Raw genomic sequence first — 11,565 nt, forward strand, 5'->3', positions numbered from 1 at the left:
CGGCAGGCCGGCGGGTTCACTGGGAATGCGCATCTCCGGACTCCGAATTGTGGCGAAGGGTCCGGGTGTCAGGCAGGAATCCGCCGCACTGCACCGATGCAGTTCGGTGCACCGACGACCTCGGTATCCGTAGAGAGACTGTCGGCAGCGCCTACCTTCGGGCCCTTCATGTCAGCGGCTATCCAGAGCTGATGGAAGGCATGCAAGCCGAAAGGTGCAGGCGTGGTGCGGAGATTGTGCAGGTTATTCGCTACGGATCATGCGAGCCCTCGGAAGGGCTGGCGCCGTGATTATCGAGAAGGGGCGGATCCGCGGGTCAGGCACCCTCGCCGCGCTGATGGGGGCGGCCGAAATGCGGGAGCAATATCTTTCCGTCTGACACCACGCGGATCTCATCCCCTATCGCCAGCAGCGCCGCGGTGATCAGCCCTTCCCGCCGGAGCCGCGCCGCGACCGCCGCGCCCGCCTTCAGCGCCTCCGCCACCACCGCATCCGGCAGCGGCCCGACACCGGTCGTGACCAGGATGTCGCCGAGGTCGCTGTCGGGATCGAGGCTGCGCGCCGGGGCGCGCCGGATCGCGGGATGATCCACATCCACGGCATTGGCGATGACGGTCGCCGCCGCATCGGCGTCGGCGGCGCGTGCCGCCAACACCGTCACCGCATCGGCAATGCCGCGGGAGAAGCTGCGCCCCGGCCAGCCGCTGGTCGCGATGCCGCGCACCGGCATGTGGCTGGCGATGGTCACGCTGCCCTCCGGCGTGGCGCGCGAAAGGGAACGCACCAGCCCGATCCGCAGGCTCTCGCCCTCCGCGAGATGCAGGGCGATGTCGCCGCCATTGTTCACATGCGCGCGTCGGATCGCCGGATCCTCCGCGATGGCGGCCAGCACATGTTCCGCGACCGCGCCGGCCACGGCGGCCATGGGCGTGATGAAGACGGACGCATGCGGCCGCACCGCCTGCGCCATGCGCTGCGCCACCGGGTGCTGCAGCTCGGCGGTGCCCGCCGGCGCGCGGAGCGCCGGTAACTCCTCCGCCAGGGCCGCGATCAGGCCGGTGAAGGCGCGCTCCGCCCGCGCATAGGCAGCCTGCCGCGCCGCCTCCGGTGCATCGACGCCGATGACCAGATCACTCGGCCCGTCGCTCAGGTGCAGCCGGCCGTCGGAAAGGATCAGGGCCTGGGCCAGGGGTTCTCCGGATGCGGAGCCTCTCGCCGGGCGCCGCCGCCATGCTCAGCCAAGAGCCGCGCCAGCGGAATCGCCTGCTCCACATGCCCGCCGAGCATAGCATAGAGATCGGCGCGCATGGTGAATTCGATCGGCGCCACCAGCGCCGGCGTCGGCACATAACCGAAAGCGCGCGCCGGCAGGCGCAGCACATCGGCCATGATGGTGATGCCCCCGCCTGGCCAGAGCATGCAGGGCGCGCCGCCCATGGTCACCCGCACCAGCGCGTCGCGCACGCCGCGGGTCAGCAGAATCGGGTTCTCGGTAACGCCGGCGCGCAAGGACCCGCCGGCGCCGGCCATGAACAGGATGGAGGTCAGCGCCGGCTCACAATTCTCCCCGATGCGGGCAATGGTCGCGGCGACCGCCGCCGGCATCGGCACCGGGACTGGCCGCAGTTCCTCGTCCAGTACGCAATAGAGCGCGTCCTCCCCCGTCGTGCTGGTCAGCAGCAGCCGGAGCCCAGGCCAGGCGAGCTTGGGGTCGACACTCTCGATGATCGAGAGCGGGTCACTGATGTCGGTGCCGCCCCAGCCGGTGCCGGGATGCGCCACCTGGAAATAGCGGCCGGGGGTGGAGCGGCGGCCACGCACCCTGATGCCGGTGCGGCGCATGTCGAGGCAGGCGCCGGCCTGGTGCTCGCTCAGCACACCGGTGATATGGTCGTCGACCACGATCACCTCATCCACATGCCCCTGCCACTGCTGGGCAAAAATACCGACGGTCGCGCTGCCGCAGCCGACCCGCATCCGCTCCTCCGGCCTTCCGTTCACGATCGGCGCGGCACCGGCCTGGATCGTCAGCGTCGCGCCGCCATCGATCGTCACCTCGATCGCCTGCTTGTCGCAGAGCGCCAGCATCGCCGCGCAGGTGGTGCTGCCTTCCTTCTTCGATCCGCCGGTCAGGTGCCTGACGCCGCCGAGGCTCAGCATCTGGCTGCCGTATTCGGCGGTGGTGACATGGCCGATCTGCTCGCCGTGGTGGCGCACCGCAGCGGTCTCCGGCCCCAGATGCCGGTCGGTGTCAATCTTCACCTTGAGGCCGCAATAGCTGAAGATCCCCTCGGTCACCACGGTGACGGTGTCGACGCCTTCATGCTCCGACGCCACGATGAAGGGCGCCGGCTTGTAGTCCGGATAGGTGGTGCCGGCGCCGATCGCGGTGACGAAGGTCTCCTCCGCTGGCGCCAGGCTGCCAGCCCAATCCTCCGCCCCGGCGGCGAAGGGCACCAGCGCGCCGCCGGCCTCCGCCGTCCGGGTCACCAGCACCAACGGATCGGTGCGCACCAGGGTGCCGTTCTCATTCGCATAGCGGCTGCAGGCGCCGCTGCGGCCGGGGCGGATGCGGCAGAGCACGGGACAGGCATCGCAGCGGACGATGCCGTTCTCCTCCCGCGCACCGAAGACGCTGGTGCGGTCGTTCATCGGTCCATCTCCCGCCGGTTCAGCGCCTCCAGCACACGGTGCGGCAGGGCCGGCACGCGGTGCAGCCGGGCGCCGGTCGCGTCATGGATCGCGGAGAGGATGGCGGGCGCAGTCGGCACCAGCGCCGGCTCGCCGATGCCCTTGGCGCCGAAGGGGCCGAGCGGCTCCGGATCTTCGATCAGGATGCAGTCGATCGGCGGCACGTCGCCGGCGGTCGGAATCAGGTAGTCATGCAGATTCTCGGTGCGGCCGGGGATGTATTCCTCCATGAGCGCGAGCCCGATGCCCTGGGCGATACCGCCATGGATCTGGCCTTCGACCAGGGTCGGGTTCACCGCCCGTCCCACATCATGCGCAGCGACGATCCGCCGCAGCGCCACAGTGCCGAGCCGGGTGTCGACATCGAGGGAGGCGATCTGCGCCGCGAAGCCATAGGTGGCGTAGGGGATGCCCTGCCCATCGGCGTCGAGCGGCACGGTCGGCGGATCGAACTGCCCGATGCCCTCCAAGGCTTCCTTCAGCACCACCGGCGCGCCATCGACGAAGAGCTGCCCGCCCTCCAGCGCCAGCCTTGCATCGGCCCCCGCATTGGTCAGCCGCAGGATGGTGGCGCGGAGCGCGGCGCCGGCTTCCTGCGCTGCGCGGCCACTCACAAAGGTCTGCCGGCTGGCGCTGGTCTTGCCGGCATCCGCGGTCAGCGCGGTGTCGCCGAGCACCAGGGCGAAAACCGCGACCGGCAGGCCGAGCGCCTCCGCCGCGATCTGCGCCAACACCGTGGTACTGCCCTGGCCGATATCGACGGCGCCGTTCCAGAAGGTGAGCCGCCCGTCGGGGTCGAGGCTGATACGCATGGTGGACGGGTTCGACATGCCGGTATTGCCGATGCCGTACCACATGCAGGCAATGCCGGTGCCGCGGCGGATGGCGCCACCCTGCGCGTTGAACGCCGCCGCTTCCGTCCGCAGCGTACGCCAATGCGGCCGCAGCGCATCGAGGCAGGCGGACAGCCCTGCCGAATGCGCGATCACCTGGCCGGTCGCGGTCGTGTCGCCGGCGCGAAGCGCGTTCAGCGCCCGGAACTCCAGCCTGTCGATGCCGGCCTGGTCGGCCAGCGCGTCATAGAGCGCTTCCTGCGCGATCGCCGCCTGCGGCACGCCGAAGCCGCGGAAGGCGCCGGAGGGCGGGTTGTTGGTATAGACCGCCCGCGCGACGGCGCGGACGCGCGGCACGCGATAGGGGCCGCTCGCATGCACCGGCACGCGGCCGGCGACGGTCGGGCCCCAGCTCGCATAGGCCCCGGTGTCGAAGTCACCATCGAAATCGAGGCTGACCAGCCGCCCCTCCGCATCGCAGGCGGCGCGTGCCGCGATGCGTGCAGGGTGGCGTTTGGTGCTGCTCGCCATGCTCTCGGTGCGGGTCCAGATAGCGCGCACCGGCTGCCCGGTGATCCAGGCGGCAATCGCAATCATCGGCTGGATCGAGACATCGAGCTTGCCGCCGAAGCCGCCACCGCAGGCCGAGGGGATGATGCGTACGCTCTCCTGCGGCAGGCCGAGCACGCGCGCCACTTCCTCCCGGTCCATATAGGGCGCCTGGGTGCAGGCGAAGACCTCGATGGCATCGCCGATGCGCGCGGCATAGCCGGCCTCAGGCTCGATATAGGCATGCTCGACGAAGCCGGTCTCGAAAGCGCCGGCCGCGACATGCACCTCCGCCGGCGCCGCGCGCTCGCAATGGAGGCGGCCGGTGGTCAGCACATTGCCGGGGCGGAAGCCGTGCAGGTCCGGCGCCCCCGGTGCCAGCGCCGCGGCGACATCGAGCGGCGGCAGCATTTCCCAGGCGATCGGCAGCGCGTTGAAGCGCACTGCTTCCACCGCCTCCCGCGTGCCGAGCAACGCCAGCAGGCAGTCGCCGCGATAGCGCACATAGCCATCGGCGAAGACCGGCTGGTCCTTGATATCAGGGTAGATGCCGAAGCTGTTGGCGCCCGGCACGTCGCGCGCGGTCAGCACGCGGAGCAGCCCGGGATGGGCGGCGAGCAGCGGCGTCACATCGCCGAGCGTGAAGCGCGCATGCGCATGCGGGGAGCGCACCGGCCGCAGCCAGAGCGCATCCGCTGGCGCGGCATCGGCGCCGTAGCGGTCGAAGCCCGCGACCTTGGCGGCACCATCCAGCCGCGGCAGCCGCGCCCCGACCGCGTCCCCCGGCGCCGCGACGGGCGCGCGGAAGCGATGCGCGTCGCAGATCGCATCGATGATCTTGAGGTAGCCGGTGCAGCGGCAGAGCACGCCACCGATCGCATCCTGCACCGCCGCCCGGGACGGCGTGGGATCGCGCGCCAGCAATTCCATTGCCGCCATCAGCATGCCGGGCGTGCAGATGCCGCATTGCGCCGCGCCGTGATGGAGGAAGGCGCGCTGCAGGGCGGCACCAAGCGGATCCTCCGCCAGCCCCTCCACGGTCCGGACCGCGCAGCCTTCCGCCTGCGCCGCGGGCACCAGGCAGGCGCAGACCTGGGCGCCGTCGAGCAGCACGGTGCAGGCGCCGCAATCGCCGGCATCGCAGCCGATTTTGGTCCCCGTCAGGCCCAGCGTGTCGCGCAGCACCGCGGAGAGCCGCGTCTCGGGCGGGCTGTCGCAGCGCGTCTCGACGCCGTTGACAGTGAGGATCATGCCGCCTGTACCCCTGCTGCATCGCCGAGCCGAGCCAGCAGGCGCTGCAGCACGACCAGCGCCGCCTCCTCCCGATAGGCAGCCGAGGCGCGTGGGTCGTCGATCGGCGCCAGGCCCGCGAGATGCGTCGGTGTCACCACGAGCTCGCCGGGCCGGGTGCCGCGCAGCGCCGCTTCCAGGGCCGGCAGCCGCCGCGCGACCGGGGAGCAGGCACCGACCGCGACCGCCGCCGCCGCGATGCGGCCCTGCTCCAGCCGCAGCGTGGCCGCTGCCATGACGATGGAAATGACGAGGTAGCGCCGCGCCCCCAGCTTCTCGAAGCCGCTGCGGCGCGCGTCGCCCTGCTTTGGCACCAGCACCGCCGTCACCAGCTCATCCGCCGCGCGGGCGGTGCGGCGGTTGCCAAGGATGAAGTCCGGAAGGCAGAGACGCCGCAGGCCGCGCAGGCTCGCCAGCTCGACCTCGGCATCGAGCGCCAGCAGCGGCGGCACGCCGTCGGCGGCTGGGCTCGCATTGCAGAGGTTGCCGGCGATGGTGCCGCGGTTCTGGATCTGCGCCCCGCCCACCTCCCGCGCCGCGGCGCGGAGCGCGTCGAATTCCGGCGGCAGCGCGGCGTCGCGCAGCGCCGCCCAGGTGACACGGGCGCCGATGCGCCAGTGGTCCGATGCCTCCTCGATCGCCGCGAGGCCCGGCAGGGCGCCGAGATCCAGCATCGCATCCGGGAATTCCTGCCCCCAGGCGAAGCGGGCGGCCTGGGTGGGGTAGAGGTCGGTGCCGCCGGCGAAGGGCATCAGGGCCGGATCGGCGGCCAGCAGCGCCAGCGCCTCCTGCATGCTTCGCGGCCGCAGCCAGCGTCCCATGACCCGCCTCGATCGTTGTCAGGCTAACGATGCTAGGGACTGCCAGCGCCCGGTTCAACGCCAATCGTCAACCAAGCCGCCGCAGCAGGGCGACGAAGCGCGCCTGCTCCTCCCGCGAGAGCGGTGCGAGGGTCGCCGCGGTCACCGCGCGGGCGCGCTCGACCAGCCCCGGCAGGTCGTGCAATGCCGCCGGCGTGAGCGTGATGCGCAGCAGCCGGGCATCGCCGGCATCGCGCTTGCGCGTGACATAGCCGCGCGCTTCCAGCCGGGCGACGACGCCCTTCACCGTTGGCGGATCCATGGCCAGCAGGCGCCCGAGCAGGTTCTGCGACAGGGGCCCGTTCCGCCACAGCGTGAAGAGGGCGGCGAACTGCATGGCGGTCGGCTGGTCCTCGCCGAAGATGCCCTGGAACAGCGCCAGATGCCGCTGCTGGGCGCGGCGCAGCAGATGGCCGGCTTGGTCCTCCAGCACGTAATCCTCCGGCGGCTCCGGCTGCTTACGCCGCGACATCCCCTGCCCTTTCCTGGCGCCGTAATTCGTTTCTAGGCTCACGAGCGGGAGCGGCGCTAGGCTTCGGTGAGCAGAGGGAGCATCGCGATGGCGGTCGAGGCAGCTTCAGGCCCCACGCAGGGCAGCACCATCATCCGCAATATCGGCCTGCTGCTCTCGGGCGACCTCGCGCAGCCGGTGCTGGCGGCGGATGCGATCCTGGTCACCGATGGCCGCATCGCCGCGGTCGGACGCCTCAAGGATCTGCCCGAGGCGCCCGGCGCCGCGGTGATCGACGCCGGCGGCGGCGCCGTGGCGCCCGGGCTGATCGACAGCCATGTCCACCCGGTCTTCGGCGACTGGACGCCGCGCCAGAACCAGATTGGCTGGGTGGAGAGCTTCCTCCATGGCGGCGTCACCACCATGATCTCGGCGGGCGAGGTGCATCTGCCCGGCCGCCCCAAGGACATCGTCGGCCTCAAGGCGCTGGCGATCGCCGCGCAGCGGAGCTTCGCCAATGCGCGCCCCGCCGGGGTGAAGGTGCTGGCCGGCGCGCCGGTGCTGGAGAAGGGCATGGTCGAAAGCGACTTCGCCGAGCTCGCCGCCGCCGGCGTGACCCTGCTGGGCGAGGTCGGCCTCGGCTCGGTGAAGGCCGGCTACGAGGCGCGGGAGATGGTCGCATGGGCGCGCAAGCACGGCATCCAGAGCACGATCCATACCGGCGGCCCGTCCATTCCCGGCAGCGGCTTGATCGACAAGGACACGGTGCTGGAGGCGGATGCCGACATCATCGGCCATATCAATGGCGGCCACACCGCGCTGCCGGAGGCGCATGTCTGCGAGCTCTGCGAGCGCAGCAGCCGCGCCATCGAGCTGGTGCACAACGGCAATGAGCGCGTGGCGATCGCCGCCGCCCAGGCGGCGCGCGACCTCGGCCAGCTCCACCGCCTCATCCTCGGCACCGACAGCCCGGCGGGATCGGGGGTGCAGCCACTTGGCATCCTGCGCATGATCTCGCTGCTGGCCTCCCTCGGCGGCATACGCCCGGAGCTCGCCTTCTGCATGGCGACCGGCAACACGGCGCGGCTGCGCGGCCTCGACAGCGGCATCGTCGAGGTGGGGCGCGCCGCCGACCTGGTCTTCCTCGACCGCGCCCAGCACAGTGCCGGACGGGACCTGCTGCATTCGGTGGAGCTCGGTGACATCCCCGGCATCGGCATGGTGATGATCGACGGCGCCATCCGCGCCGGCCGCAGCCGCAACACCCCACCGGCCGAGCGCGTTCCCGAATTGCTGGGACATTGATCGGCCATTGAGGAGACCGCCATGCCCGCCGTCATCCGCAAATTCGTGCTGCTGCTGGACGAGACGCATCGCGAGATGGGGCGGCCGGTCGCGCCGCCGATCCGCCGCGTGGTCGCTGGCGCGGTGATCGAGAACCCCTTCGCAGGCCGCTATGTGGAAGACCTCGCCGAGCTGATCGCGGAGGGCGAGACACTCGGCGGAGTTTTGGCGGAACGCTGCGTCGCCGCCCTCGGCATCTCGGGGCCGGAGACGCATTCCTACGGCAAGGCGGCGATCGTCGGCGAGGCCGGCGAGCTGGAGCACGCCGCCGCCCTGCTGCACCCGAAGATGGGCGCGCCGATCCGCCGGGTGCTCGGCACCGGCGCGGCGCTGATCCCGTCCGCCAAGAAATCCGGCGGCCCCGGCACCGCGATCGACGTGCCGCTCGGCCACAAGGACGCGGCCTTCGTGCGCAGCCATTTCGATGCCGTCGAGGCGCGGGTGCCCGACGCCCCGCGCGCCGGGGAAATCGCGGTCTTCGTCGCGGTCACCGCCGGCGGCCGGCCGCTGCCGCGCATCGGCGGGCTGACGCTCGAACAGATCGAAGGCAAGGACGGGCTCCGCTGAGCACGGTAGGAGAAACGCGATGACCAACGCCATTGCCGGCCATATCGACATCGTCTCCGACGCCATCTGCCCCTGGTGCTGGATCGGCAAGCGTCACGCCGATACCGCGCTGGCGATGCTGGCCGAGGAGGGGCTGCATTTCACCCGGGGCTGGCGGCCCTACCAGCTCAACCCCGACCTCCCGCCCGAGGGCGTGGCGCGGGACGCGTACCGGGCCGCCAAGTTTGGCTCCCTCGAGCGGTCCCGCCAGCGTGACGCAGAGGTCGCGGCAGCGGGGAAAGCGGCGGGGCTGAGCTTCCGCCATGACCTGATGCAGCGCACGCCGAACACGCTCGAGGCACACCGGCTGGTGCGGCTGGCGACGCCGGCCGGGCTGCAGGACGCCGTCGTCGAGGCGATCTTCCGCGCCTATTTCCAGGAGGGCGTGGATGTGGCGCGACCGGAGGCGCTGGCAGCGATCGGCCGCGCCGCCGGCCTGCCGGAACCCGTCATCGCAGAATTCGAGGCGGGCGACGCGGCGCGGAAGGAGGTACAGGCCGAGGATGCCGCGCTGCGCGGCGCCGGTCTTTCCGGCGTGCCGAGCTTCGTCATGGACCGGCACCTGCTGTTCTCCGGCGCCATGCCGGCAGAACGGATGGCGGCCGCCTTCCGCCACGCCCATCAGGTGCTGACGGAACGCGCCGCCGGCTGAGCGCCGCTTGGCGCGTCAGGCGCCGCCGAACCAGAGCAGCACCTCGACCGTCGCCCAGGCCAGCACCAGGCCCCAGGCGAAGTCGCGCATCACGATGCGGAGCGCGGAAGGGCGCCGAGGCTGCGGCCGAGGCCGGGCCGGCGGCGGTGGGATGGCGATGTCATCCCCCCAGGAACTCGCGCAACCGGCCAGGCCGTGGCGCGCATCCAGCAGATGACGGGGCAGGTCGGGGTCGAAGCGGCTCATGCGAGGATAAGAACAAATAGCGAACATGCATGCAAGCTAAAAAGCGCGGCCACGCTTGTCGCCGGGTGCGTAACGTCCGAAGATGCAGGTCCATTCACGGAGCCCCGCGATGAGCGACGAGCCAGCCGACACGCCAGCCAAGCCCCGCCTGTCCCGGCGCCTGATGATCCTTCGCGTCGGCGCCGCGGGCGGCGCGACGGCCCTGCCCGGCATCGCCGGGGCGCAAGGGGTGAAAGGGGGTGGCGGCCCCGGCCCTGCGCCGGCACCGCCGCCGCCGCGCTCCGGCCTGACCGATTCCGATCCCGGCGACCAGCCCGGCCAAGGCCGTGGCGGCAGTGGTGGTGGACGCGGGCAGGGCACCGGCGTCTCCGATTCCGATCCCAATGACCCACCCGGCCAGGGCCGCGGCGGCCCCGGCCGCGGACCGCGCCAGGGCGGCGGCGGGGTCTCCGATTCCGACCCGAATGATCCGCCGGGCCAGGGCCGCGGCACCTTCGGGCGCGGGCCGACCGATGCCGACCCGAACGACCCGCCGGGCAGCGGCACCGGCCGCAATCCGGTGCAGCCGAGTGGCCCGAGCGACAACGACCCGAACGACCCGCCCGGCCAGGGCCGCGGCAGCCGCAGCGGCCGGCCGACCAAGACCTGAACGGCGCGCAGGCGGCGCCGTTCCTCCACGGTGGCTCGCTTACCGCCGCGAGCGCGCGTTCCCATATCTCGCCGCGCGGCCACGCGACGTGGCCGCCGGCAGTTGAGCAAGGCACGCCACCTCCGCAGTCCCGGCGCGGAGGATTGCGCGGCGCGCCCCATCGGCGCTACCGACCCCTCGGCTCCGGTGGAGATGCTGCTTCATGGACGACATGACCTCGATGCCACGCCCGCAGCCATCGGGGCGGCGATCCGTGGCGCTGCTGCTGCAGGGCGGTGGAGCGCTCGGCAGCTACCAGGCCGGGGTCTATGAGGCGCTGGCGGACACCCCCTGGCAGCCGGACTGGGTGGCGGGGATTTCAATCGGTGCCATCAACGCCGCGATTATCGCCGGCAATGCGCGGGAGCGCCGGGTCGAGCGCCTGACCGCCTTCTGGGAAGGGATCACCGATCCGCCCGCCTTCTGGCCGGTGGCCGAAGGCGGCCTCGCGCCCTTCTTCCCGGAAAGCCGGGAAGCCGGCGCGCTTTCCGCCCTGCTCTTCGGCCAGCCCGGCTTCTTCGCCCCGCGCCCGCTGCTGGAATGGTTCCGGCGCCCGCTGCCGGTGAGCTTCTACGACACCGCCGCACTGAAGAGCACGCTGGAGCGGCTGGTCGATTTCGACCGCATCAATGCCCGGGAGACGCGCTTCAGCGTCGGCGCGGTCAACGTGCGCAGCGGCAACTTCATCTATTTCGACAACACCCCGGCGCAGGCGAAGCCGGCGACGCATATCCGCGCCGAGCACGTGATGGCCTCGGGTGCGCTGCCACCGGGTTTCCCGCCGATCGAGATCGATGGGCAGCACTATTGGGATGGCGGTCTCGTCTCCAACACTCCGCTGCAATACGTGCTGGACACGGAGCCGCGCGAGAGCCGGATCGCCTTCGAGGTCGACCTGTTCCCGGCGCGCGGCCCGGTGCCGGCCACGCTGCCGGAATCGCAGGAGCGCGAGAAGGACATCCGTTATTCCAGCCGCACCCGCGCCGGCGTTGACAGCTTCAAGCGCATGCACGACGTCCGCGTGAACATCAGCGCACTCTGGGAAAAGCTGCCGGAAGAACTGCGCGCGACGCCGGAGGCGCAGTACCTGCGCAGCCTCGGCTGTGCCACCACCATGGATGTGGTGGAGCTGATCTACCGCCCCGCCGAGGTCCAGGGGCAGAGCAAGGACTACGCCTTCAGCCGCGGCACCATGCGGGAACGCTGGGTCCAGGGCCGGGAGGATGCCGCCTTCGTGCTGCACCAGGCGCCCTGGACCGCGCCCTTCCCGCCCGGTGTCGGCGTGCGGCGTTTCGACCTGCTGGCGCGCAAGAAGGCTGCGGCCGTGGGCGCGCATGTCTGATCCGGCCGACGCT

At 71.6% G+C, this 11,565-nt stretch carries 11 protein-coding genes; 5 read left to right on the forward strand and 6 right to left on the reverse strand.

From position 1 onward, the window contains the following. Positions 1-316: 316 nt before the first annotated feature. The 5 genes from GXW71_RS04410 to GXW71_RS04430 all read right to left on the reverse strand — a co-directional run bounded on the left by GXW71_RS04410 (position 317) and on the right by GXW71_RS04430 (position 6,695). Positions 317-1,189, reverse strand: a complete 873-nt coding sequence (locus GXW71_RS04410) for a UPF0280 family protein (RefSeq protein ID WP_367617248.1) — start codon at positions 1,187-1,189, stop codon at positions 317-319. After that, a complete protein-coding gene (locus tag GXW71_RS04415; protein WP_211851189.1) occupies positions 1,174-2,652 on the reverse strand; it encodes a 6-hydroxynicotinate reductase in 1,479 nt (492 codons plus the stop codon). Before GXW71_RS04415 ends, GXW71_RS04410 begins: the two co-directional genes overlap by 16 nt. Continuing rightward, entirely contained in the window at positions 2,649-5,324 is a 2,676-nt protein-coding gene (locus tag GXW71_RS04420) for a molybdopterin-dependent oxidoreductase (protein ID WP_211851190.1), read from the reverse strand. Before GXW71_RS04420 ends, GXW71_RS04415 begins: the two co-directional genes overlap by 4 nt. Next, on the reverse strand, positions 5,321-6,184 hold the full coding sequence (locus tag GXW71_RS04425; protein WP_211851191.1) for an FAD binding domain-containing protein: 864 nt from the start codon (positions 6,182-6,184) through the stop codon (positions 5,321-5,323). Before GXW71_RS04425 ends, GXW71_RS04420 begins: the two co-directional genes overlap by 4 nt. Positions 6,185-6,251: 67 nt before the next feature. Continuing rightward, the gene (locus GXW71_RS04430) at positions 6,252-6,695 is read right to left on the reverse strand and encodes a MarR family winged helix-turn-helix transcriptional regulator (protein WP_211851192.1); all 444 of its coding nucleotides are present in this window, start codon (positions 6,693-6,695) and stop codon (positions 6,252-6,254) included. Between the two features lie 87 nt (positions 6,696-6,782). On the opposite strand from GXW71_RS04430, the gene GXW71_RS04435 reads away from it, so the two are divergent. The 3 genes from GXW71_RS04435 to GXW71_RS04445 are packed head-to-tail and all read left to right on the forward strand — an operon-like array spanning position 6,783 to position 9,276. Beyond that, a complete protein-coding gene (locus tag GXW71_RS04435; protein ID WP_211851193.1) occupies positions 6,783-7,979 on the forward strand; it encodes an amidohydrolase family protein in 1,197 nt (398 codons plus the stop codon). A 21-nt stretch (positions 7,980-8,000) separates the two neighbouring features. Next, positions 8,001-8,585 carry an amino acid synthesis family protein gene (locus GXW71_RS04440; RefSeq protein ID WP_211851194.1) on the forward strand — a complete coding sequence of 195 codons (585 nt, stop codon included), beginning with the start codon at positions 8,001-8,003 and terminating at the stop codon, positions 8,583-8,585. Between the two features lie 19 nt (positions 8,586-8,604). Beyond that, a complete protein-coding gene (locus tag GXW71_RS04445; protein ID WP_211851195.1) occupies positions 8,605-9,276 on the forward strand; it encodes a DsbA family oxidoreductase in 672 nt (223 codons plus the stop codon). Positions 9,277-9,291: 15 nt separating this feature from the next. On the opposite strand, the gene GXW71_RS04450 is transcribed toward GXW71_RS04445, so the two are convergent. Beyond that, on the reverse strand, positions 9,292-9,522 hold the full coding sequence (locus tag GXW71_RS04450; RefSeq protein ID WP_211851196.1) for a hypothetical protein: 231 nt from the start codon (positions 9,520-9,522) through the stop codon (positions 9,292-9,294). 109 nt (positions 9,523-9,631) lie between these two features. Here GXW71_RS04450 and GXW71_RS04455 point away from each other — a divergent pair, with 109 nt between their 5' ends. Next, on the forward strand, positions 9,632-10,171 hold the full coding sequence (locus GXW71_RS04455; RefSeq protein ID WP_211851197.1) for a hypothetical protein: 540 nt from the start codon (positions 9,632-9,634) through the stop codon (positions 10,169-10,171). Positions 10,172-10,373: 202 nt separating this feature from the next. Beyond that, positions 10,374-11,552 (forward strand): DUF3734 domain-containing protein, encoded by a 1,179-nt coding sequence (locus GXW71_RS04460; protein WP_246526271.1) that lies wholly within the window; start codon positions 10,374-10,376, stop codon positions 11,550-11,552. Positions 11,553-11,565 lie beyond the last annotated feature (13 nt).

This window comes from Plastoroseomonas hellenica, from assembly GCF_018129085.1.
Lineage (GTDB): Bacteria > Pseudomonadota > Alphaproteobacteria > Acetobacterales > Acetobacteraceae > Plastoroseomonas > Plastoroseomonas hellenica.